Origin of the sequence: Agrobacterium sp. lyk4-40-TYG-31, from assembly GCF_030209855.1 — a bacterium.
In the GTDB taxonomy this organism is placed as follows: Bacteria; Pseudomonadota; Alphaproteobacteria; order Rhizobiales; family Rhizobiaceae; genus Agrobacterium; species Agrobacterium vaccinii.
The window spans coordinates 379,760-401,768 of the sequence record NZ_JARVRE010000009.1 but is presented as its reverse complement, the minus strand read 5'-3'; the positions used below and the strand labels follow the sequence as shown (position 1 = coordinate 401,768).

The following is a 22,009-nucleotide window of genomic DNA, read 5'->3' as shown; positions in this document are numbered from 1 at the left end:
CGTCAGGCTCATAACCTGAAGGCCGCAGGTTCAAATCCTGCCCCCGCAACCAATGCAAAATACCGCCCAATCAACCTGTCCGGGAAGCTTGACGAAGGCACTAGGTTACCTTGTCACTACCGCATTCTCACTTTTTTGGCTTCGCATGGGGTCTCAGCACGCCGAGCCCTCGCCATTCACGCCCATCCTCTTCTATCAAATCTTGAGCTGACTGCGGCCCCAGGCTGCCGGCCTCATAGTCCTCTGGCACGCCTTCTTTCGCCCACAAATCCAGAAAGGGTTGGACCGCCGCCCATCCGGCTTCGATGCCATCGGCGCGTTGAAACAGGGTTTGATCTCCCATGAACAGTTCGTACAGCAGCGACTCGTACCCCGTCATTTTGCTGATATCGAATTGTTGAGCGTAGCGAAAGTCAAGCGAGACGGGGACGGTGTCTACTGACTGACCGGGTGATTTGATGGACATTTCCATGCTGATGCCTTCGTCGGGCTGGACCTGAATGACGAGCCTGTTGGGAGGCAGTTTGGGCGTGACTTCCGTTTGGCGAAACTGGGCGAAGGGTACTTTTTTGAAGGTGACGACCACTTCGGTGTCTCGTGCAGCCATGGCTTTCCCAGTTCTGAGATAAAAGGGAACGCCTGCCCAGCGCCACGTGTCCGCGTACAGTTTGAGAGCCACGAATGTTTCCGTGGTGCTGGCGGGGGCGACGTCCTTCGTGTCCCTGTAGGCGGGGACTTCAACGCCGTTGAGCGTTCCGGCCGTGTAGACGCCACGTGCAGAATGGCTGGCGGCTTCTTCCGGTGTGCAAATGCGTAGCGCCTGGAGCACCTTGCTCTTTTCGTTGCGGATTGCCTCCGCGTCGAAGCTGTTCGGCGGCTCCATGGCGACCATTGCGAGCAATTGGAAAAGATGGTTCGGCACCATGTCGCGCAGGGCACCGGTGGCATCGTAGAATTTGCCCCGTGATCCAACATCCACAACCTCCGCAGCGGTGATCTGGACATGATCGATGTAGTTATTGTTCCAGAGTGACTCGATCATCATGTTGGCGAAACGCGCCGTCATGATGTTTTGGACGGTCTCCTTGCCGAGGAAGTGATCCAGCCGGTAGACTTGGTTCTCGGAGACGGTGTTCAGGATTTTTGCGTTCAGGGCGCGCGCCGAAGCGAGATCGGTCCCGAATGGCTTTTCAATCGCCAGCCGTCTGAAAGCAGCATCGTTTTCAGTCACGAGACCATGCTGGCCCAGCTTCTCCACGATCGTTCCGAAAAACTGCGGCGGCACTGCGAGGTAAAAGGCAGCGTTTCCTGATGGCGCTTGGGTCAGTCGACGAGCGACCTCTGTAAAGACTTCGTCCTTTGTGAAGTCGCCGCTCACATAGGAAATGCGCTGCTTGAGACGCAGCCATGCCGGATCGGCAGACAGCGGCTCTGTCCCGCCCAACGTTGAGAGAAAGCCATCGAGTTTGTCCACCAGCATGGCATCGTCACCGGGCTCGATACCAACACCTAGGATGTGGAGATCGTCTCCAACCAGTCCGCTGCGCGTGAGATTGACGAGGGACGGAATCAACAGGCGACTGGTGAGATCGCCAGTGGCGCCGAAGATCACAAGTGTTACCGGAGGGGCAGGTGCAGCGTCCAAGGCGAAATCTCCAACATTTTCAATCTGTGCTTTAACCTAGTTCAGCCTTCGGACAGGATTATGTCTGATTCCAGCTTCGGATGACGGGTTCATCCAGATTGTGTTCGTAACCGAGGACACTGATACCAGTGGTATCAACAATGAAAAGCGAGCCCGCTTCCGCCGTCAGTCCTAACCATCTGGCAGCGAGGACTCTGAGAAAATGGGAGCTGGAGAAAATGAGGATATTGCCAGTCCCGGATTTCAGTTTTGCGATGACATCATCGGCTCTTTTTTCGATATCTCTGGTCGATTCCCCGCCGGGGCAACCATCGCGAAAAACGTTCCACCCCGGTGCTTCGGCTTGGATGTCCTTGGTCGTTACGCCCTCGTAACGCCCGTAGTCCCACTCGGCCAGATTATTGTCTATCGCTGCACGGGAACCGAGGCCTGCGAGGTCACAGGTTTTGCGCGCCCGCTGCGAGGGGCTGGTGTAAACGGCAGCGAAATCGAGCGCTGGCAGGCGCGCCGCCAGCGTCTTGGCAGCCAACTCGCCGTTTTCCGTCAGTGGTATGTCGCTGCGCCCCGTGTGGCGACCGGAGAGGGACCATTCGGTCTCTCCGTGTCTGACGAGAACGATCTGCGGAAATTTCGTACTCATCGCTCTGCTTTCCTGCACAAATGATTTTCTTCATTGGTCTTACGTTGTCCGAAGACCGGGTCGCTCACGTCAACACGATGCCCAGCTCTGCTCGTAACTTCCTCGTCAATCCTGACGCAACCAACGCATAGGATCGTTGGACGTAATGCTCTATCTCTTCGGGTTCGAGCGACGCTTGGTCGGAAATCGAAATCCATTTGCGTTTGGCGAAATAGGGCGCCTGCCCAATCCCGTCCAGCGACGTCAGAATTTCGAAGCTTTCCTCGGAACACTTGATGACAAGCCGCCAATTTTCCCGCTCTCCGAGAACGGCAAAGACCTTGTCTCCCACTTTCGCGACATGGGAATCCCATTGGTCAACGAAGGCGACACCCGGCCACGTCCCCAAGAATGCATCGAACCCATCTCGGTCAAAAATCGTCATGCGAATCTATCCGCAATCAGCGCTGCAAGGCGTCTTGCGACCTCGGTCTTGTCGAGATCAGGCCATGCCTCGACGCCATCTGCCGAGATGATCTTCACGCTGTTGCGATCTCCACCCATGATACCGGTTTGGGCAGACACGTCGTTGGCGACGATGAGGTCGGCGCCCTTGCGCGTGAGCTTGGCTCGCCCGTTCGTTTCGACATCCTGAGTTTCCGCGGCGAAGCCGACGACGATTTTCGGCCTGTTGGCGTGGTGGCCGATGGTTTTGAGAATATCCGGGTTTTCGACCATGTGCAGGGCGGGAGGCTGGCCGTCCGGTTGCTTCTTGATCTTCTGATCGACCGCCGTTGCCACCCGCCAGTCGGCGACAGCTGCGACCATCACCGCAATATCGACCGGCAGATTCGAGATGACTGCATCCAGCATCTCCTCGGCCCGTTCGACGTGGACGGTGTTCACGCCCGCCGGATCGGCAATCGTGACGGGGCCGGAGACGAGCGTTACCTCGGCGCCGAGTTCCGCCAACGCTGCCGCAATGGCATGGCCTTGCTTGCCGGAGGAGCGGTTGGCGATGTAGCGGACGGGGTCGATCGGCTCATGCGTGGGGCCTGACGTGACGATGGCTTTTTTGCCGGCAAGCGGCTTCGGTCTGTCGTCCAAAAGTGTTTCGACCACCTCCACGATCTGTAACGGCTCGGCCATGCGGCCAAGGCCGGCCTCGCCTTTTTCCGCCATCTCGCCGGACATAGGTCCGATGAAATAGATGCCATCGGCTTTCAAGGTTTCGATGTTGCGCCGAGTTGCCTTGGCGGTCCACATTTTGGGGTTCATGGCGGGCGCGACAAGCACCTTGCGATCTGTGGCCAGCAGAACGGTGGAGGCCAGATCATCGGCCAGGCCATTGGCCATCTTCGCCATCAGATCGGCGGTGGCAGGTGCGACCAGAACCAGATCGCAATCACGCGCCAGTCTGATATGGCCGACATCCTGCTCGTCCTGGCGCGAAAACAGTTCGCTAAAGACATGGGTGGCCGAGAGGGCACCGACGGCAAGGGGTGTGACGAATTCCTGTGCCCCGCGCGTCATGACAGGCGTCACCTTCGCGCCGCGCTCCTTCAGGCGACGGATGAGATCGAGGCTCTTATAGGCTGCGATGCCGCCGGAGATGATGAGAAGAATATGCTTGCCCGAAAGTGCCATGATGCCGACCGAATTCCTGTTTGATGGAAACCTAAGCCCTTGGCTTTCAAAGTGCAATCGCGTGGGCGCGCTCCACCCTCATGCTGAGGTGCTTTGGCCAAAGGGCAAAGCCTCGAAGCATCCGTTCCGCAGCCCTCGTCCTTCGAGGGTCGCTTCGCGCGCACCTCTCCTTCGACAGGGCTCAGGATGATGGATGAGGACTGCTAACGTTTAAGATACGCCTCGCCGTTCACGCGATGCGAGGCACCCGTGTCCTGTTTCGTTTCAACCCGGAGAACACACGCAAATGCGGAAAGGTCTCTGGTATGGTGGTGTCGTTGGCGTCCGCATTTGCTTGGCCTCTGGTCTTTCGTTCTTGCAGCCATGTCTTGCCCAGACCGGACCGTGAATAATCCGGGCTGAGCGTGACAGGCAGTATCCGCCGAACCGTTTCGCCTCGCCCAGTCCGAAAGCCGTGAATGGTCTTTCGCGTCGAGAAAATCAGGTCCACCGGTCTTACCCTGACATGGTATTCCTGATGTCTGGCCGCACGTCTGCGTCCACCCACCAGCCTTCGCCGCCTCCATGTCTCGCGAAACAGCTCCGCGGCGAAAGTGGGAGGATTGTAGGCATGGGTCAGATAGCCGTGGAGAAAAGTTTTTTGACTTTTTTTGGTTTTCGCGGATTTTCTGAGACGGCTGCTATCCGGGGTATTTCACCCTCACATTCAGCCTATGCGACCCGCGATCATCGGGCTCGACGATACGGGCTCGTCTGAGGTCGTGTAGATCGTCGACACCACCGCCACTGCCTTGTCCGCATCGTCCTGCGTTGCCGCATGTATCACAGCAATCGGCTGACCCTTCTCCACCTTCGTTCCCAAGGGCAGAATATGTGACATGCCGACACGATGATCGATGACATCACTTGGATGGCGACGACCGCCGCCAAGGCCGACCACGACCATGCCAAGATCGCGCGTCTGGCAGGAGGACAGAAAACCGGTTTCGGTTGCCAGAACCGCCGCGATATGGGGTGCCGGTTTGAGATAGTCACCCGGCTTTTCGATGAAATCCGAGGGGCCGCCAAGGGCTGAGATCATATGGCCGAAACGCTCCATGGCCGCACCGGAGGCAAGCGCCTTGCGCGCCATGGCTTCGCCTTCGATGAGGCTGTTGACAAGGCCAGATTGCATGAGCATTTCAGCGGCGAAGGCGAGCACCAGCGTTTCGATACGGGTTCCGGCCTTTTTGCCGCTCAGAAAATCCAGACAATGGATGATTTCGAGCGCGTTGCCTGCCGCATCGGCAAGCGGCTCGTTCATATCGGTGATGAGAACGGAGGTTTTGACGCCTGCGCCATTGGCGACCTCCACCAGAGACCGCGCCAGTTGCTCGGCCTCGTCGGCGCTCTGCATGAAGGCGCCATTGCCGAATTTCACGTCCAGAACCAGCGTTTCAAGGCCCGCAGCGAGCTTCTTCGACAGGATGGAGGCGGTGATCAGGGGAACGGAATCCACCGTCGCGGTTACGTCTCTGATGGCATAGAGCCGCTTGTCGGCTGGGGCGAGATCACCCGTCTGGCCGATGATGGCGCAGCCTACGTCTTTGACCGTGCGGCGAAAGAGGGCTTCGTCAGGCATGATATCATAGCCTGGTATGGATTCGAGCTTATCCAGCGTGCCGCCGGTGTGTCCGAGGCCCTTGCCCGAAATCATCGGAACCGCCAGACCGCAGGCGGCGACGATGGGGGCGAGCATGAGCGAGACATTATCGCCCACGCCGCCGGTGGAGTGCTTGTCGGCAATGGGTTTGCCGATATCGGCCCATGACAGAACATCGCCGCTGTCGCGCATGGCCAGCGTCAGGGCCACCGTCTCATCGCGGCGCATGCCGCGAAAGAACACGGCCATGGCGAAGGCTGCGGCTTGCCCTTCGGAAATCGAACCCTTGGACAGACCGGAGATGAAGGCGGAAATCTCATCCGCCGTCAGCACCTGCCCATCGCGTTTGCGGCGGATGATTTCCTGCGGGATCATGCGGGATCAATATCCGCTGGCGGACTTGGCCGGTTCGCCACCGCCCAGCACGTTCAAGATATCGTCCAGAATGCCTGAGGCGCCGAAGCGGAAGGTGGAGGGCATGGCCCAGTTGGGCTGCATGATGGTTTCCGCCAGACGCAGATAAAGCGTTGCATCTTCCACCGTGCCGATGCCGCCGGCGGGCTTGAACCCTACCTTCTTCTTGCTGTCTCTGATGGACTGCAACATGATGTCGGCGGCTTCCAGCGTGGCGTTGACCGCGACCTTGCCGGTGGAGGTCTTGATGAAATCCGCACCCTCGGCAATGGCAATCTCGGAAGCGCGGCGGATGAGCGCCTTGTCCTTCAACTCGCCGGTTTCGAGAATGACTTTCAGCAGGACAGGTGCAACACAGGCTTTGCGGACGGCAGCGACCATTTCTGACACCGCATTTTCATCGCCTGCTATGAATTTCCTGTAGGGAATGACCAGATCGATTTCATCGGCACCATCGGCAATGGCGCGTTCGGTCTCGCCGACAACGGTTGCGACATCGAGATCGCCGGAGGGGAAATTGACGACGGTTGCGATGCGGATCGAGTGATCCTTGCCGAAAGCGGCGCGGGCCTGAGCCACGAAACGCGGCCAGATGCAGATGGCAGCTGTTGTGCCGTATTGCGTGTGGGCTTTCTGGCACAGGGCAGCGATCTGCTCCGGCGTGCAGTCTTCCTTGAGATTGGTGAGGTCCAGCAAGGACAAGGCGAGAGCGGCGGCTTCGCGCGGGCGCTGAAGTTCCATGCTCAATTTCCTCCTGAAATCATTTCCGTTAAGATCGCGGCCAGTCTCTTGCCGCCTATGGGCGCCATGTCTTTGGTTTCGTCATGGCTCAGTTCGGCCCCGGTCATTCCGGCACCGTAATTGGTAATAACGGAAGCGGCGGCAACGCGCATCCCGAAAAAGCGCGCAAGGATGACTTCCGGCACGGTGGACATGCCAACGGCATCCGCACCCAGCGTGCGGGCCATGCGGATTTCCGCCGGTGTTTCGAAGCTGGGGCCGGAGAACCACATATAAACGCCCGAAAATAGCGGCACGGTGGCGCGCATGGCGGCGTTGCGCATGGCAATCGACATATCCGCATCATAAGCGCTGGTCATGCCAACAAAACGGCTGTCGCTTTCTTCGCCGATCAGCGGGTTCATGCCGGAATAATTGATGTGGTCGGTGATCTGCATGACCGATCCGGGTGGCATGTCTTGGCGAACAGAGCCTGCGGAATTCGTGAGAATCAGCGATTGAACACCGATGCCGCAGAGAGCCTCGATGGCCGGGCGCATGGCGCTGGCATTGCCCTGTTCGTAATAATGGACGCGGCCCGCCAACATGAGGATGGGCTGGCCGCCGAGATATCCCGCCACCAGCTCGCCCGCATGGCCGGAAACAGCGCTTTCGGGAAAGCCGGGGATTTCGGCATAGGGAATGCGGATCGGGTCGGCCACCTCGTCCACCAGAGAGCCTAGGCCGGAGCCGAGAACCACGGCGGTGCGCGGCATCAGCCCGTTCAGCCTGTCCACGAGGACGTCGATGATCGCGTGATCCATCAATCCAACTCTGTCTTGAAGCTGAAGGGCAGGAGCTCATCCATGGTCATGACCTTTTGTACGCCCGCTTCGTCACAGAGATAAATCTTCGTATCGGCGGAGGCGAATTCCGCGATCTTCTGGCGGCAACCGCCGCAGGGCGGGCAGAGCGCCAGCTTCTCGGCAATGACGGCGATTTCGGTGATCTTCTTTGCCCCGCCCATGACCATGGCACTGATGGCGGAGGGTTCTGCGCACCAACCTTGAGGAAAGGACAGGTTCTCTATATTGGCGCCCTTGTAGATATTGCCGTCTTCGGCGCGGATGGCCGCACCGACGGGAAACTTCGAATAGGGTGCGTGGGCAAAGGCCATGGCCTCGCGGGCGGCTTCAAAAAGCTCATGGGACATGGTTTAACGCTCCTTCGAGTAAGCGACGCCACCGGCCTTTGGCGGCTTGGCAACGCCGATGAAACCGGCCAGCAAAATGCAGGTGAGGATATAGGGAAGCGCCTGGAAGATTTGCACCGGGACTTCACCGATGCCCGGAATGGCCTTGCCCTGCATGAAGTTTGCAACCGCATCCAGAAAGCCGAACAGCAGGCAGGCAAACATGACCGGCACCGGCTTCCATTTGGCAAAGATCAGGGCGGCCAGCGCAATATAGCCCTTGCCCGCCGACATGTTGGCGATGAAGGCGGCGGACTGCGCGACAGCGAGATACGTCCCTGCAAAGCCGCAAAGGAAACCGGCGACGATGACGGCGCGGAAGCGCATCCATGTGACGGAAATGCCAGCCGTATCGACAGCGCCCGGATTTTCACCCACCGCGCGCAGGCGCAGACCAAAGCGGGTGCGGTACAAGACCCACCAAGAAATCGGCACGGCGATGAAGGCGAGATAGGTCAGGATATTGTTGCCGGAGATGACATTGGCATAGAGCGGGCCGATGAAAGGCACCTCGCGCATGGCATCCACACCCGGCAGAATGATCGGCGTGAAACGGCCTTCGCCAGTGATCTGCGGCGTGCGACCGCCCTGCCCGAACCATGCCTGACCCAGAACGACGGTGAGACCGGCAGCCACAAAGTTCAACGCCACGCCAGAAACGATCTGGTTGCCGCGGTTGGTGATGACGGCAAAGCCGTGGACCAGCGAAAAGAAGATCGAAACGCCGATACCGGCGGCCAGACCCGCCCAGGGGTCGGACGTGATATAGGCCACGCAGGCCGATGCGAAGGCCGCAGCCAGCATCTTGCCCTCAAGGCCGATATCGAACACACCGGCGCGTTCCGAAAACAGGCCTGCAAGGGCCGTAAACAACAGCGGAATGGTCAGGCGGACGGTCGAACCGAGAATGCTGACCAGCATATCGAAGGTTTCCATGGGCCTTACCTCTTCACGAATTGTTGGTAGATGCGCACCAGCGCGGGGCGGTACATATATTCAAGCGCGCCAGCAAACAGGATGACGAGGCCCTGAATGACGACGATCATCTCGCGGGTGATGTTGGGCATTTCAAACGAAAGATCGGCGCCGCCCTGATAGAGAATGCCGAAGAGAAGGGCCGCAAAGACGATGCCGAGCGGGTGGCTGCGCCCCATCAACGACACGGCGATGCCGACGAAGCCTGCACCACCGACGAATTCCACCTGCAAGCGTGCAGACGCGCCCATGACAGGGTTGAGTGCCATCATGCCTGCCAGACCGCCTGAGATCAGCATGGCGATGATGACGGTGCGGGAATAGGGAATGCCAGCATAAACAGCCGCAGAAGGACTGATGCCGAGCGTGCGCATTTCATAACCCAGCTTTGTGCGCCAGATGAGCACCCAGACGAGGAAGGCGGCAACCAGCGCAATGATGAAGGAGACGTTGAAGGGCGCGGGGCCGAGTTTCAGGCCGAACATCGCCATCAACCAATCCAGCTTCGGCAATTGGCCACCGGGCAGGAAGGTACGGGTTTCCGGCGCCATCTTGCCGGGCACGATAAAGACGTTGACCAGCAGATAGACCATCAAGGCCGCTGCGATGAAGTTGAACATGATGGTGGTGATGACGACGTGGCTGCCGCGCTTCGCCTGAAGCCAGCCGGGAATGAAGGCCCAGGCCGCACCAAACACGGCGGCACCGATAACGGCGAAAGGCATGGTGACATACCAGGGCACGTAACGATCCAGCGCCAGTGCGACCATGGCAGCACCCAGACCGCCGATATAGGCCTGACCTTCCGAGCCGATATTGAAGAGGCCCGCATGGAAGGCGACGGCCACCGACAGACCGGTGAAGATGAAGCTGGTGGTGTAAAACAGGGTAAAGCCGATGGCGTCACCACGGCCGAGCGCACCCTCGATCAGCAGACGCAGGGCGGCAAACGGATCTTCGCCAATGCCCCAGACCACGAGGCCGGAGATGAAAAAGGCGGTGACGAGGTTGAGCAACGGCAGAAGGCCGTAGGACATCCAGTTGGGAAGGGGGACGGAAGCTGTACTCATGAGCTTTAAAGCCTTTGCCTTATGCGGCGATGCCGGCCATCATCAGGCCCAGCGTTTGTTCTTCGGCTTCCGCCGTTTTTTCTCCGACGATCCGGCCTGCGAACATCACCAGAATGCGGTCCGACAAAGAGCGGATTTCATCCAGCTCTACCGAGACCAGCAGAATGGCCTTGCCCGCATCGCGCATTTCGATGATGCGGCGATGGATGAATTCGATGGCCCCGATATCCACGCCACGCGTCGGCTGGCCGATGATCAGCATCTTCGGATCGCGCTCGATTTCACGCGCAACGACGATCTTCTGCTGATTGCCGCCGGAGAAGTTGGCGGTCTTCAGCCGGGCATTCGGCGGGCGGATGTCGTATTTCTCGATCTTTTCGACGGCATCCTTGCGAATGGCTTCGGGATTCAGGAACATGCCTTTGCCGTAGCGGTCATCACGGTGATAGCCGAGGATTGAGTTTTCATATTCCTCGAATTTCAAGACCAGACCCATATGGTGGCGGTCTTCGGGAATATGCGCCAGACCCAGCTTGCGTAGAACGGCGGGATCGACTTTGTCGACCGTCTTGCCGCCCATCAGGATTTCACCGGAATGCGGCTTGCGGATGCCTGCGATGGCTTCCAGCAATTCCGATTGGCCGTTGCCCGCCACCCCGGCAATGCCGACGATTTCGCCTGCGCGCACATCGAAGGACACATCGTCCACCATGGTCACGCCACGGCTATCCTTGACGGTGAGATTGCGCACGGAAAACAGGACTTCGCCGGGATTGGCTTCGCCTTTTTCCACGCGCAGAAGCACGCGGCGACCCACCATGAGTTCGGCCAGTTCCTCGACCGTGGTTTCCGACGTCTTACGTGTCGCCACCATCTCGCCGCGGCGCATGACGGAGACCTCATCGGTGATCGCCATGATTTCGCGCAGCTTGTGGGTGATGAGAATGACGGTCTTGCCCTGATCGCGCAGGACGCCCAGGATATTGAAGAGGTGATCGGCTTCCGCCGGGGTCAGCACGCCTGTGGGCTCATCGAGGATGAGGATTTCGGCACCGCGATACATGGCCTTCAATATTTCGACGCGCTGTTGCAGGCCCACCGGCAAATCCTCGATGATCGCATCGGGATTGACCTCGAGGCCGTATTCGTCTTCCAGCCGCTTCAATTCCTTGCGGGTTGCCGCCGTGCCCTTGGCGAGCAGCATGCCGCCTTCGGCACCTAACATGATGTTTTCCAGCACCGAGAAATTCTCGACCAGCATGAAGTGCTGATGCACCATGCCGATGCCGGCATCGATGGCGGCCTGGCTGTCCTTGATGTTGACGGGCTTGCCGTCGATGCGGATTTCACCTGAATCGGCAGAATAGAAGCCGTAAAGGATCGACATCAATGTCGATTTCCCCGCCCCGTTTTCCCCGATGATGCCGTGGATGGTGCCCTTGGCAACGGTGAGATTGATATTCTTGTTGGCGTGTACGGTGCCGAATTTTTTATCGATACCGACAAGCTCGATTGCAGGTTCCATCGTCAACCCAAACGTCTCCGGAGGCTGGATATGAAAAGGGCGCAACGCGGATACCGCGATGCGCCCTGATCCGAAAATCACATCACTTTGGGCAAGAATTGTCCGACATATAGTCGTGAACCTTGACGGTGCCAGCAATGATATCGGCCTTCGCCTTGTCGACGGCTGCCGTCATTTCCGGCGTGATCAGAGCCTTGTTGTTGTCGTCGACAGCATATGCAACGCCGTCTTCCTTGACGCCCAGAGACTGAACGCCACCGGTGAACTTGTCGTCCTTGGTGTCCTTGAACGCATTGTAGACGGCCAGATCGACGCGCTTGACCATGGAAGTCAGGACAGAGCCGGGGTGCAGGTGGTTCTGGTTCGAGTCCACACCGATGGAGTATTTCTTGTTGTCGGCTGCGGTTTGGAGAACGCCGAGACCCGTGGCACCCGCTGCCGCGTAGATCACGTCCGCGCCCTGATCGAGCTGGTTCTTCGTCAGTTCACCACCGCGAACCGGGTCGTTCCATGCAGCGCCGGTCGTGCCGGTCATGTTCTGGAAGACTTCGATCTTGTCATTGGCAGCCTTGGCACCCTGGGCGTAACCGCAGGCGAACTTGCGGATCAACGGAATATCCATACCGCCGATGAAGCCGACCTTGCCGGTCTTGGATGCCATGCCGGCCAGAAGACCGACGAGGTAGGAACCCTCTTCTTCCTTGTAGACGACGGAGCGCACATTCGGCAGCTCGACGACGGAATCGACGATCACGAACTTGGTGTCGGGAAATTCGGCTGCGACCTTTTCCATGGCCGATGTCCATGCGAACGACACCGCAACAACGGGATTGAACCCACGGCTGGCGAAGTTGCGGATGGCCTGTTCGCCCTGCGTGTCGCTTGTCGGCTCGAAATCGCGGTATTCGGTACCGGTTTCAGCCTTGAACTTCTCAGCGCCTGCGGCAGCAGCTTCGTTGAACGACTTGTCGAATTTGCCGCCCGTGCCATAGACCAGCGCAGGCTTGATGTCCGCAGCCAAAGCGGAAGCCGACATCGCGGCTAGCGCGAAAAGCGTCAGAAGGGATTTTTTCATTGTGCAGCCCTGTTGTTACAGTTTGGTTTTTTAAAGGGTCCTCCCGCAAACCCGCTGATACGGGCATGTCTGCGGAACTGCCAGCCTGTTTTCGACTGTGCGTAAGGATTATCCTTGCACGGCTGCAAGAAAAATTCATCCGCTTTTTTTGACCCGGTGGAAAAACCGTTAACTGCTACTTCTTCAGGCATTCAGCACAAAAAATCGGCCCGGCTGTGCGCGATGATAGAGCGTGGCCGGGCCGATAGGCGTGTTTGTAGGTCCGAAAGCAGGTCGAACCACCAAAAGTTTCGAAACTAATCGATGTTGCAGCTCACGCCCGTACCGCGCAAACCACAATAACCGCCGGGATTTTTCGCCAGATACTGCTGATGGTAATCTTCCGCATAATAGAAGATATCCAGCGGTTCGATCTCGGTCGTGATCGCCGGATGCCCGGCAGACTTCAGCGCCTGCTGGAAAGTGTCGCGTGTGGCTTTGGCCTGGCTTAACTGCTCATCACTGGTCGTGTAGATGACGGAGCGATAGGTGGTACCCACATCGTTCCCCTGCCGCATGCCCTGTGTCGGATCATGTTCCTCGAAAAATTTCTTGAGCAGAGCGGCGAGCGACACCTGAGCGGGATCATAGACAACCTTGACCACTTCGGCATGGCCGGTGAGGCCGGTCGTCGTTTCCTGATAGCTGGGATTGCGGGTAATGCCACCGGAATAGCCGACAGCCGTCACCCAGACACCGGGCGTTTTCCAGAACAGCCGTTCCGCACCCCAGAAACAGCCCATGCCGAGATAGATCGTTTCTAGACCATCGGGGTAGGGGCCTTTGAGAGGGTTGCCGTTGACGAAGTGATGCTCCGGAACAATCACCGCCTCGTCGCGGCCCGGATATGCCGTCTCCGGCGTCGGCATGGTGGTTTTCTTGGACATGGTATCAAATCCGAACATTGCATTCTCCTTGCGCCCACAAAGGGCCGCTACATGGTTCGCGCATATGTACGTGGCTATCTCTGCATCAGGCGGAGAAACGGCCCATGACCCTCGGTTTTCTGTATCCCGCCATCCAGAAGAGCAGCGACAACGCCAGAAGAACGGCAAAGGCGGGAACCGCAGACAGGCCGTTTCCAACCCAGCGCCACGCTTCCGGGTGAATATAGTGCGCCACAATGCCTTCTGCCATGGTGAGCGATGCAGGAAAGAATTTCGACCAGACATCCTGCGCACTCATCATATCCACTGATGATGTCGCAACCGAGCGTACAGAGTCGAGCGCACCGACGCCCACCGCTGCCGCCAGAAACAAAAAACTGATGAGCCGCAAAATCGCTTTCATGAAACCTCTTCCGATACTGCTACAGGAAAGCAGTGCCTCGGCCTTTCCGGCGCACGACGCGCTCGTTTGTCTACCTCGGGATAAAGCTGCGTAACACGCATTGCAATCGCGCTAACGGCAACGAATTGATGCGCAAATAAAAAAACTGTCAAATTTGGGTTGATCCCTGCGAATTCATCGGTATATATCGCGCCGTTCCAGTGATTTGCAGTTTTCACAAAATGCAGATGTTTAGACGGACAGGTGGCCGAGTGGTTTAAGGCGCACGCCTGGAACGCGTGTGTGCGTGAAAGCGTACCGTGGGTTCGAATCCCACCCTGTCCGCCATCCCACACTTAAAAACCTCACCCAAGTTTCGACGCGACAAGATATCTCTTGACCGCGAGCAACCTCGATGTTTGGCTTGCAAATATCCCCTTATTGAACGGCACGCATTCCATTCTGCTGCTCACCCAGCCCCGTTGTTTCCTTGAACAACACGTTCTGATCCAAAAGGTAGCGTGAGAAAAGCGGAAGGCTTGCGCCGCCGATGGCGCGGGCCTGGCTTCCAACAGCACCCTCCAGAATTTCCGGCACGACGACGCCCTGGAGATCATGCAGATCCAGCGCCTTGCGTGTCGCTGCGGTTATTCTTGCGCGCACCCAGCTTGGAAACCCGCCATCGATAATAACGGACGCGAAATCGATGATCGAGGAGGCGGCGACGACGGCTTGGGCGAGGGCTGCCGCCGTGTTCTCGATCCATCGTTCGAGCGGTTCGCCGAAATCGACCCATTCGTCCGGGGAAAACCACAGTGGTTTCGGGTCGATATTTTTTTCACGCAACATATCCTCAAGCACGAAGATCGAGGCGATCTTCAGCAACTGCACGACGGAACCATCCCGGCCCTGCACCGGTAAGGGACCGATTGCGCCAGCCGCACCGGTGCGCCCGGAAAACAGGGCGGAATTCAAAACGACGCCGCCACCGATGAAAGACCCGATGAAGACGTAGAGGAAGTCGGGGTAGTTCTGGCCGACGCCGAACACGAGCTCTGCGCCGCAGGCGCTCGTCGCGTCGTTTTGCAGAAACACGGGGTAGCTGATCTGCCGGGCAATCTCGGCCCTGAGATCGACGCCACGCCAGCGGTCCATTTCCTTTTGCGGCGCGCCCACTTCCTGCGCCCAGCTCCAGAGCTCGAAAGGGGCCGCGATGCCAATGCCAGCGATCCGTTGTTGTTCGGCGGGGGTGAGGCGTGCCTCCAACTCGGCGATGCCATCGATCACGAAGGGCAATATCCATTCCGGCATGGGATAGGGGTAGGTGTTGCGGAGTTTCAGCCGGATGCGACCGACGAAATCCATCAAAACGAGATCGACACTGCGCCTGCCGATCTTGACGCCGAAGGAGAAAACGGCATCCGGGTTCAGTCTCATCGGTGTCGAGGGTTGGCCAACCTTGCCCCGGAGCGGTTCGCCGCGAATAAGCAGCCCGTCGCTTTCAAGCGACCGCATGATGACCGAAACAGTTTGCGCAGAAAGACCGCTTCTGCGGGCAATCTCAGCCTTTGAGAGACCATTGTGGCGTCTGACGAGCGACAGCACGAGGCGTTCATTATAGGCGCGGACACGGACCTGGTTTGCCCCGCCGCTGTCCATCGCATTGGCCGATACCTGTATCGTCGGTTCCGCTGATCGTCTCATGTGCATGTCCCTCCCGGCCTACGACGGTCTGTAGCCAGCATCAAGAAATTCGCAAGGATCGTGTTTCGAAGAACAGTCTCCTCCCACCGTTCTTTCCATCGTCGCGAAACGATAAGATGGCACATCGAATTAATAATTCAATTGGATTTATTTATTGACAGTTTTTTAATTTGGTGGTTCCATCTGCCGCAGTGGTACCCGCTCTAGGAGGAGAGGGGCCGCACAGGTCGCTTCGACAAGAAGCACTTCGCTCACTGGGAGGACTACATGAAAAGCACCGTTTCCGCCTTTCTCGGCGCGCTTGCGCTTGGCGTTTCTTTTGCATCCGTGGCATCTGCCGCCGATACGTCGGTTTGCCTCATCACCAAGACAGATACCAACCCCTTCTTCGTCAAGATGAAGGAAGGCGCGACTGCCAAGGCCAAGGAAGTCGGCGTGACGCTGAAGTCCTATGCCGGTAAGATCGACGGCGATTCCGAAAGCCAGGTTGCCGCTATCGAATCCTGCATCGCCGATGGCGCCAAGGGTATCCTCATCACCGCATCCGACACCAAGGGCATCGTTTCTTCTGTCAAGAAGGCACGTGACGCAGGCGTTCTCGTGATTGCTCTCGACACCCCTCTCGATCCGGTCGATTCTGCCGATGCGACCTTTGCCACCGACAACCTGCTTGCCGGCAAACTGATCGGCGAATGGGCCAAGGGTACGATGGGCGACAAGTCCAAGGATGCCAAGGTTGGCTTCCTCGACCTGACACCTGACCAGCCAAGCGTCGACGTTCTGCGCGACCAGGGCTTCATGATCGGCTTCGGCATCGACCCCAAGGATCCATCCAAGATCGGCGATGAAGTCGATCCGCGCATCGTTGGCCATGACGTGACAAACGGCAATGAAGAAGGTGGCCGCAAAGCCATGGAAAACCTTCTCCAGAAGGACCCAGGTATCAACGTCATTCACACGATCAACGAACCTGCTGCCGTTGGTGCCTACCAGGCGCTGAAGGCCGTCGGCATGGAAAAGAACGTGCTGATCGTCTCTGTTGACGGCGGTTGCCCCGGCGTGAAGTCGGTTGAAGAAGGCGTTATCGGCGCGACATCGCAGCAGTACCCGCTGATGATGGCAGCACTCGGCGTGGAAGCGATCAAGAAGTTTGCTGACACCGGTGAAAAGCCAAAGCCAACCGAAGGCAAGTCCTTCTTTGACACAGGCGTTTCGCTCGTCACCGACAAGCCGGTATCCGGGGTGCCGTCGATCAGCGTCAAGGAAGGCCTGGCCAAGTGCTGGGGCTAATCCCCATCCTTCGATAAACCCATGCCGGTCGGAACATTGTTCCGGCCGGTTTCGCCCAGAAGATTTCGCTGTCAGATTATCCGGCTAAAGATCGAGCGACTTGGATGGCTTGGGCTGGCGAGCGGGAGGAGAAACCATGAGCGGAATACAGGAATTCGAGCAAGTGCTCGATGGCAGCGACAAGAATGTCGCGTCGTTCGAGCACCAGAAAATTTCACCCCTGAAACGCGCGCAGCATTTCCTGCACTCGACCCCGGCAGCGGTGCCGCTGATCGTGCTGATCCTTTCGGTCGCCATCTTCGGACTGAGCATCGGTGGGCGTTTCTTTTCATCCTATACGCTAACGCTGATTCTACAGCAGATCGCCGTCGTCGGTATTCTCGGCTCGGCGCAGACGCTGATTATCCTGACCGCCGGTATCGATCTTTCGATCGGCGTCGTCATGGTGATTTCGTCCGTGGTGATGGGCAATGTGGCCGTGACCTACGGGCTGCCGAGCGGCGTTGCCGTTCTGGCAGGCTTCGTGGTTGGCGGGCTCTGTGGTCTGTTCAACGGCTTCCTGGTTGCGGTTGTCAAATTGCCGCCCTTCATCGTCACGCTCGGATCGTGGAACATCGTCATGGCGACGAATTTCATCTATTCGGCAAACCAGACGATCCGTGATGCTGACGTTTCGCAAAACGCACCGCTTCTCCAGATTTTCGCCACCAACTTCCGCATTGGCACGGCCACCTTCACGCTGGGCGTTATCGCCATGGTGCTGCTGGTCGGGCTGCTCTGGTATATTCTCAACCACACCGCCTGGGGTCGCCACGTCTATGCCGTGGGTGATGATCCCGAAGCGGCAAAGCTTTCCGGCATCCAGACCCGCAAGGTTCTATTGAGCGTCTATACCGTTGCAGGCGTCATCGCCGCCTTCGCAGCTTGGGTTGCCATCGGTCGTAACGGCTCGATTTCGCCGTCCGCTGCCGTGACCGACTATAACCTGCAAGCTATTACGGCGACTGTGATCGGAGGTATTTCGCTGTTTGGCGGTCGTGGCTCCATTCTCGGCACGCTGTTTGGTGCCATGCTGGTGGGTGTCGTCTCCATGGGTCTCAACATGCTTGGTGCTGACCCGCAATGGAAAGTCATGTTGACCGGCTGGCTGATCATCGCTGCCGTTGCAATCGACCAATGGATCCGAAAGGCAGGCGTGTGATGAGCATAGACACCACAAAGCAACCCGTTCTCTCCGCCCATGGTCTCGTCAAGCGTTATGGCCGTGTGACCGCCCTCGACAATGCAGATTTCGATCTCTACCCCGGCGAAATCCTGGCCGTTATCGGCGATAATGGTGCGGGCAAATCCTCTCTGATCAAGGCTTTGTCAGGGGCCGTCCGTCCCGATGAAGGCGAAATCAGGCTCGATGGCAAGCCGGTGCAGTTCAAGACTCCGCTCGAAGCCCGCGATGCTGGCATCGAGACCGTCTACCAGAATCTGGCGCTCTCGCCTGCCCTGTCGATCACAGACAACATGTTCCTTGGTCGTGAGCTGAGAAAGCCAGGCTTCCTGGGGTCTGTCCTGCGCAAGCTCGACCATGCCGCCATGGACAAGTTTGCCCGCAACAAGCTGTCTGAACTCGGGCTGATGACTATTCAGAACATCAACCAGTCGGTGGAAACCCTCTCGGGTGGTCAGCGACAGGGTGTGGCCGTGGCACGCGCGGCAGCCTTCGGTTCCAAGGTCGTTATTCTCGACGAACCAACGGCGGCACTCGGTGTGAAGGAAAGCCGTCGCGTGCTGGAGCTCATCCTCGATGTGCGCTCGCGTGGCATGCCGATCGTGCTGATTTCGCACAATATGCCGCATGTGTTCGAGGTCGCAGACCGCATTCACATTCACCGTCTGGGCAAGCGCCTTTGCGTCATCAACCCGAAGGAATACACCATGTCCGATGCGGTGGCTTTCATGACGGGCGCCAAGGAACCACCGAAAGAGACGCTCGCGGCATGACGATGACACTCGATGCGATAGCTGACGACATCGTCAAGCGCGCGTCAGACAATCCCCGCTTCATCGTTGCGATTGCCGGTCCCCCTGGGGCCGGCAAGTCTACTCTGGCCGATGCGTTGCGGGACGAACTGACCAGACGCGGTGAAAAAACCGAAGTCCTGCCCATGGACGGGTTTCATATGGACAACGGCATTCTGCAAGCACGCGGACTGTTTGCCCGCAAGGGTGCGCCTGAGACCTTCGATGTGCGCGGTTTCTCCGACATTGTCGCCGCCGTTCGCGAGGCGGATCAGGAAGTGCTGGTGCCGGTGTTCGACCGTTCGAGGGAGATTGCGATTGCCTCGGCACGGGCGATTGCGCCTGATACGCGGTTCATTCTGGCCGAAGGCAATTATCTCCTGCTCAATGAAGAGCCATGGGTTCATCTGAAAAGCAGCTACGACTTTTCGATTTTCGTCGGTCCATCCGTCGAGGTTCTGGAACAGCGCTTGCGGGATCGCTGGGTTGGATATGGACTTGACGAGGCGGGCATTCAGGCCAAGCTTTACGAAAACGATCTGCCCAACGGCAAACGCGTGGTCGAGAACTCCTTAGGCGCGGATATCAGCATCGACATCTGGGAATAGCGGCACAGAACGGGCAATCAATATGCGCTTTGTTTGAAAATCCATTCCGATTTTCCAGCGCATGTTGTAGGTCATGATCCCATGACGATTCTGGATGTGGCATGACTGCCAAGGTTTTCCTCTCCCGGCTGAAACTGAGCGAGTTTCGCAATTATGCGGAGGTTGCCCTGCGCCTCGATGCGCGGCATGTTGTGCTGACGGGCGACAATGGATCAGGCAAGACCAATCTGCTGGAGGCCATCTCGTTTCTGTCGCCCGGTCGCGGATTGCGGCGCGCGACGCTTTCCGATGTGACGCGCGTTGGCGCAGAGAATGTGGGCTTTTCCATCTTTGCCGAGGTTGATGGCATGGATGGCGAGGTTGCCATCGGCACCGGCGTCGAGGGCGAAGGCGAAACGCTGTCGCGCCGTCTGCGGCTGAATGGCACCTCTGTCAAATCCGTCGATGAGTTGACAGACCACCTCCGCGTCTTATGGCTGACACCGGCCATGGATGGCCTGTTCACCGGCTCCTCATCCGACCGCCGCCGGTTTCTCGACCGGCTTGTTCTATCGCTGGACCCCAGCCATGGACGCAGGGCCAGCGACTTCGAAAAAGCCATGCGCGGACGCAATCGCCTGTTGTCGGACGGTCGCTTCGATCCCGTCTGGCTGGAGGGCATCGAGAAGCAGATGGCAGAACTCGGGATTTCCATGGCGGTGGCACGCCACGAAATGCTGGGCCTCCTGAGAGCGCTGATCAACAGCCGCAGCAATGACACAAATTTTCCGACGGCATCGCTGACGCTCTCCGGCTTCATGGATGGCGAGTTTCATCGCCCGGCGGTCGATCTGGAAGACGAGTATCTCGCGACATTGAAGGACAATCGCTACCGCGATGCTGCCGCCGGACGCACACTGGAGGGTCCGCACCGCGCCGATCTTTTCGTGCGCCATGCGGAAAAGGACATGGATGCGGGACGCTGCTCGACGGGTGAGCAGAAGGCGCTGCTCGTCGGGTTGGTTCTGGCCCATGCGCAGCTCACGGCCAACATGACCGGCCACGCACCGGTGCTGCTTCTGGACGAAATCTCTGCCCATCTGGACGAGGGGCGGCGCGCGGCGCTGTTCGACCTCATCCACGCGCTGGGCGGGCAGAGCTTCATGACCGGGACAGATGCGTCGATGTTTGCGGGTCTGGGCGAGCGGGCGCAATTTTTCGATGTTTCCCATGGCAGCATCGGGTGATAGTTCTTAAATCCTGTAGCTATTGCCAGGAGACACAACTTTGGAACCGCTGACGCCAGAGGAAATCGACCGTTACAAGCGCCATATTCTGTTGCCGGAAATCGGTGGCGCGGGCCAGCAGCGTCTGAAGGCTGCCAAAGTGCTGGTGATCGGCGCGGGCGGGCTGGGTGCGCCGGTGCTCTATTATCTCGCAGCGGCGGGTGTCGGCACGCTTGGCATCATCGATGACGATGTGGTGTCGCTCTCCAACCTTCAGCGACAGGTCATTCACGATACAGGCACCATTGGTGAGCAGAAGACGGAGAGCGCACGTCGCTCCATTGCGCGGCTGAACCCGCATGTGCGGACGCTGCATTTCGAAGAGCGCTTCTCGATCGTCTGGGCGCATGACCACCTGAAGGGTTTCGATCTGGTCATCGATGGCTCCGACAATTTCGATACGCGCTATGCCGCCGCCGATGCGGCGGAGACGGCAAAAGTGCCGCTAGTGACGGGGGCGGTTGGGCGTTTCGATGGCTCCGTGACCGTGCTGAAGCCCTATGAGGCTGGTGCGGACGGCACCTTGCTGCCGGGATATCGTGACCTTTTTCCCGCACCGCCGCCAGAGGGCGTCGTGCCGTCCTGCGCTGAAACCGGCATTATCGGCGCGCTGACGGGGGTGATCGGCACGATCATGGCGATGGAGGCGATCAAGCTGATTACCCAGACTGGCGAACCGTTGATCGGGCGTCTGCTGTTATATGATGCGTTGGCGGCGCGGTTCGACACCGTTCGCTACAAGCGGCGTGCGCAGACATCATGATCGAGATCGTGAAGATCGATGGCGAATTCAAGCGATTTGCCGAGTTGTTGGCGCTTATCAGGTCGTCCTTTGCCTATATGGACGGGATCATCGATCCACCGTCTTCCGCGCACCGGCTGACATTGGACACGCTGGCGCAGAAAACCGAAGACGAAATCGCCTTTGTTGCGCTGGATGGCGAGCTGTTGTTGGGCTGTATTTTCTGCAAGCCGGAAGTGACAAGCCTATATGTTGGCAAACTGGCCGTTTCCCCGTTGGCGCAGGGTAAAGGCGTGGGCTCCGCATTGTTGCGGAGAGCGGAAGAGGTGGCCAGTGATCTGGGGCTTTCCGCACTGCGACTGGAAACGCGCATCGAGCTTACCGGCAACCATCGTCGCTTCGCAGCATGGGGTTTTGTGAGGACGGCAGAAAACTCCCATCGCGGCTATACGCGTGTCACGTCCATCGAAATGACGAAGCGGCTTAGCTGATCGT

General features: G+C 58.4%; 22 protein-coding genes and 1 tRNA gene. 8 read left to right on the top strand and 15 right to left on the bottom strand.

Features of this window, described 5'->3' with window-relative positions; genetic code table 11:
- Positions 1-127: 127 nt before the first annotated feature.
- The 14 genes from zwf to QRN55_RS18720 all read right to left on the bottom strand — a co-directional run bounded on the left by zwf (position 128) and on the right by QRN55_RS18720 (position 13,913).
- Positions 128-1,645, bottom strand: a complete 1,518-nt coding sequence (gene zwf / locus QRN55_RS18785; RefSeq protein WP_284777843.1) for a glucose-6-phosphate dehydrogenase — start codon at positions 1,643-1,645, stop codon at positions 128-130.
- 58 nt (positions 1,646-1,703) lie between these two features.
- Entirely contained in the window at positions 1,704-2,285 is a 582-nt protein-coding gene (locus QRN55_RS18780) for a histidine phosphatase family protein (protein WP_284777842.1), read from the bottom strand.
- Between the two features lie 64 nt (positions 2,286-2,349).
- Positions 2,350-2,709 (bottom strand): MmcQ/YjbR family DNA-binding protein, encoded by a 360-nt coding sequence (locus tag QRN55_RS18775; RefSeq protein WP_284777841.1) that lies wholly within the window; start codon positions 2,707-2,709, stop codon positions 2,350-2,352.
- Positions 2,706-3,911: a bifunctional phosphopantothenoylcysteine decarboxylase/phosphopantothenate--cysteine ligase CoaBC gene (coaBC, locus tag QRN55_RS18770; protein WP_284777840.1), complete on the bottom strand. Its 1,206-nt coding sequence runs from the start codon at positions 3,909-3,911 to the stop codon at positions 2,706-2,708. The genes QRN55_RS18775 and coaBC overlap by 4 nt, the downstream gene beginning before the upstream one ends.
- A 706-nt stretch (positions 3,912-4,617) precedes the next feature.
- Entirely contained in the window at positions 4,618-5,928 is a 1,311-nt protein-coding gene (deoA, locus tag QRN55_RS18765; RefSeq protein ID WP_284777839.1) for a thymidine phosphorylase, read from the bottom strand.
- Positions 5,929-5,934: 6 nt separating this feature from the next.
- A complete protein-coding gene (gene deoC, locus QRN55_RS18760; RefSeq protein WP_233135634.1) occupies positions 5,935-6,708 on the bottom strand; it encodes a deoxyribose-phosphate aldolase in 774 nt (257 codons plus the stop codon).
- 2 nt (positions 6,709-6,710) lie between these two features.
- Complete coding sequence (locus QRN55_RS18755; protein WP_284777838.1) at positions 6,711-7,511, bottom strand: purine-nucleoside phosphorylase; 801 nt, start codon at positions 7,509-7,511, stop codon at positions 6,711-6,713.
- On the bottom strand, positions 7,511-7,900 hold the full coding sequence (locus tag QRN55_RS18750) for a cytidine deaminase (protein WP_284777837.1): 390 nt from the start codon (positions 7,898-7,900) through the stop codon (positions 7,511-7,513). The genes QRN55_RS18755 and QRN55_RS18750 overlap by 1 nt, the downstream gene beginning before the upstream one ends.
- 3 nt (positions 7,901-7,903) lie before the next feature.
- The gene (locus tag QRN55_RS18745; RefSeq protein WP_045230166.1) at positions 7,904-8,875 is read right to left on the bottom strand and encodes an ABC transporter permease; all 972 of its coding nucleotides are present in this window, start codon (positions 8,873-8,875) and stop codon (positions 7,904-7,906) included.
- 5 nt (positions 8,876-8,880) lie between these two features.
- Complete coding sequence (locus QRN55_RS18740; RefSeq protein WP_284777836.1) at positions 8,881-9,984, bottom strand: ABC transporter permease; 1,104 nt, start codon at positions 9,982-9,984, stop codon at positions 8,881-8,883.
- Between the two features lie 19 nt (positions 9,985-10,003).
- On the bottom strand, positions 10,004-11,509 hold the full coding sequence (locus tag QRN55_RS18735; protein WP_284777835.1) for an ABC transporter ATP-binding protein: 1,506 nt from the start codon (positions 11,507-11,509) through the stop codon (positions 10,004-10,006).
- Positions 11,510-11,591: 82 nt separating this feature from the next.
- Positions 11,592-12,584, bottom strand: coding sequence for a BMP family lipoprotein (locus QRN55_RS18730; RefSeq protein WP_045230169.1), 993 nt, complete (start codon positions 12,582-12,584; stop codon positions 11,592-11,594).
- 296 nt (positions 12,585-12,880) lie between these two features.
- On the bottom strand, positions 12,881-13,528 hold the full coding sequence (gene msrA, locus QRN55_RS18725) for a peptide-methionine (S)-S-oxide reductase MsrA (protein WP_284777834.1): 648 nt from the start codon (positions 13,526-13,528) through the stop codon (positions 12,881-12,883).
- Positions 13,529-13,595: 67 nt separating this feature from the next.
- A complete protein-coding gene (locus QRN55_RS18720; RefSeq protein ID WP_284777833.1) occupies positions 13,596-13,913 on the bottom strand; it encodes a hypothetical protein in 318 nt (105 codons plus the stop codon).
- A 237-nt stretch (positions 13,914-14,150) separates the two neighbouring features.
- Here QRN55_RS18720 and QRN55_RS18715 point away from each other — a divergent pair.
- Positions 14,151-14,240: transfer RNA gene (locus QRN55_RS18715), tRNA-Ser, on the top strand.
- Between the two features lie 90 nt (positions 14,241-14,330).
- Here the strand turns inward: QRN55_RS18715 and QRN55_RS18710 are convergent.
- A complete protein-coding gene (locus QRN55_RS18710; protein WP_284777832.1) occupies positions 14,331-15,596 on the bottom strand; it encodes an ROK family transcriptional regulator in 1,266 nt (421 codons plus the stop codon).
- Between the two features lie 267 nt (positions 15,597-15,863).
- Between QRN55_RS18710 and QRN55_RS18705 the strand changes: the two genes are divergently transcribed.
- The 7 genes from QRN55_RS18705 to QRN55_RS18675 all read left to right on the top strand — a co-directional run bounded on the left by QRN55_RS18705 (position 15,864) and on the right by QRN55_RS18675 (position 22,005).
- Positions 15,864-16,886, top strand: coding sequence for a sugar ABC transporter substrate-binding protein (locus QRN55_RS18705; RefSeq protein ID WP_111840188.1), 1,023 nt, complete (start codon positions 15,864-15,866; stop codon positions 16,884-16,886).
- A gap of 136 nt (positions 16,887-17,022) precedes the next feature.
- Complete coding sequence (locus QRN55_RS18700; RefSeq protein ID WP_284777831.1) at positions 17,023-18,087, top strand: ABC transporter permease; 1,065 nt, start codon at positions 17,023-17,025, stop codon at positions 18,085-18,087.
- A complete protein-coding gene (locus QRN55_RS18695; protein WP_284777829.1) occupies positions 18,063-18,881 on the top strand; it encodes an ATP-binding cassette domain-containing protein in 819 nt (272 codons plus the stop codon). The genes QRN55_RS18700 and QRN55_RS18695 overlap by 25 nt, the downstream gene beginning before the upstream one ends.
- Positions 18,878-19,507 carry a nucleoside triphosphate hydrolase gene (locus QRN55_RS18690; RefSeq protein ID WP_284777828.1) on the top strand — a complete coding sequence of 210 codons (630 nt, stop codon included), beginning with the start codon at positions 18,878-18,880 and terminating at the stop codon, positions 19,505-19,507. Before QRN55_RS18695 ends, QRN55_RS18690 begins: the two co-directional genes overlap by 4 nt.
- A gap of 101 nt (positions 19,508-19,608) precedes the next feature.
- Positions 19,609-20,733 carry a DNA replication/repair protein RecF gene (recF, locus tag QRN55_RS18685; RefSeq protein WP_284777827.1) on the top strand — a complete coding sequence of 375 codons (1,125 nt, stop codon included), beginning with the start codon at positions 19,609-19,611 and terminating at the stop codon, positions 20,731-20,733.
- A gap of 40 nt (positions 20,734-20,773) precedes the next feature.
- Entirely contained in the window at positions 20,774-21,535 is a 762-nt protein-coding gene (locus QRN55_RS18680; RefSeq protein WP_284777826.1) for a molybdopterin-synthase adenylyltransferase MoeB, read from the top strand.
- Positions 21,532-22,005 (top strand): GNAT family N-acetyltransferase, encoded by a 474-nt coding sequence (locus QRN55_RS18675; protein WP_284777825.1) that lies wholly within the window; start codon positions 21,532-21,534, stop codon positions 22,003-22,005. Before QRN55_RS18680 ends, QRN55_RS18675 begins: the two co-directional genes overlap by 4 nt.
- Positions 22,006-22,009: the final 4 nt, after the last annotated feature.

Coding starts and splice junctions, on each gene's coding strand:
- QRN55_RS18780 (WP_284777842.1), bottom strand. CDS start 2,285: ATGAGTACGAAATTTCCGCAGATCGTTCTCGTCAGACACGGAGAGACC.
- QRN55_RS18775 (WP_284777841.1), bottom strand. CDS start 2,709: ATGACGATTTTTGACCGAGATGGGTTCGATGCATTCTTGGGGACGTGG.
- coaBC (WP_284777840.1), bottom strand. CDS start 3,911: ATGGCACTTTCGGGCAAGCATATTCTTCTCATCATCTCCGGCGGCATC.
- deoA (WP_284777839.1), bottom strand. CDS start 5,928: ATGATCCCGCAGGAAATCATCCGCCGCAAACGCGATGGGCAGGTGCTG.
- deoC (WP_233135634.1), bottom strand. CDS start 6,708: ATGGAACTTCAGCGCCCGCGCGAAGCCGCCGCTCTCGCCTTGTCCTTG.
- QRN55_RS18755 (WP_284777838.1), bottom strand. CDS start 7,511: ATGGATCACGCGATCATCGACGTCCTCGTGGACAGGCTGAACGGGCTG.
- QRN55_RS18750 (WP_284777837.1), bottom strand. CDS start 7,900: ATGTCCCATGAGCTTTTTGAAGCCGCCCGCGAGGCCATGGCCTTTGCC.
- QRN55_RS18745 (WP_045230166.1), bottom strand. CDS start 8,875: ATGGAAACCTTCGATATGCTGGTCAGCATTCTCGGTTCGACCGTCCGC.
- QRN55_RS18740 (WP_284777836.1), bottom strand. CDS start 9,984: ATGAGTACAGCTTCCGTCCCCCTTCCCAACTGGATGTCCTACGGCCTT.
- QRN55_RS18735 (WP_284777835.1), bottom strand. CDS start 11,509: ATGGAACCTGCAATCGAGCTTGTCGGTATCGATAAAAAATTCGGCACC.
- QRN55_RS18730 (WP_045230169.1), bottom strand. CDS start 12,584: ATGAAAAAATCCCTTCTGACGCTTTTCGCGCTAGCCGCGATGTCGGCT.
- msrA (WP_284777834.1), bottom strand. CDS start 13,528: ATGTTCGGATTTGATACCATGTCCAAGAAAACCACCATGCCGACGCCG.
- QRN55_RS18720 (WP_284777833.1), bottom strand. CDS start 13,913: ATGAAAGCGATTTTGCGGCTCATCAGTTTTTTGTTTCTGGCGGCAGCG.
- QRN55_RS18710 (WP_284777832.1), bottom strand. CDS start 15,596: ATGAGACGATCAGCGGAACCGACGATACAGGTATCGGCCAATGCGATG.
- QRN55_RS18705 (WP_111840188.1), top strand. CDS start 15,864: ATGAAAAGCACCGTTTCCGCCTTTCTCGGCGCGCTTGCGCTTGGCGTT.
- QRN55_RS18700 (WP_284777831.1), top strand. CDS start 17,023: ATGAGCGGAATACAGGAATTCGAGCAAGTGCTCGATGGCAGCGACAAG.
- QRN55_RS18695 (WP_284777829.1), top strand. CDS start 18,063: ATGGATCCGAAAGGCAGGCGTGTGATGAGCATAGACACCACAAAGCAA.
- QRN55_RS18690 (WP_284777828.1), top strand. CDS start 18,878: ATGACGATGACACTCGATGCGATAGCTGACGACATCGTCAAGCGCGCG.
- recF (WP_284777827.1), top strand. CDS start 19,609: ATGACTGCCAAGGTTTTCCTCTCCCGGCTGAAACTGAGCGAGTTTCGC.
- QRN55_RS18675 (WP_284777825.1), top strand. CDS start 21,532: ATGATCGAGATCGTGAAGATCGATGGCGAATTCAAGCGATTTGCCGAG.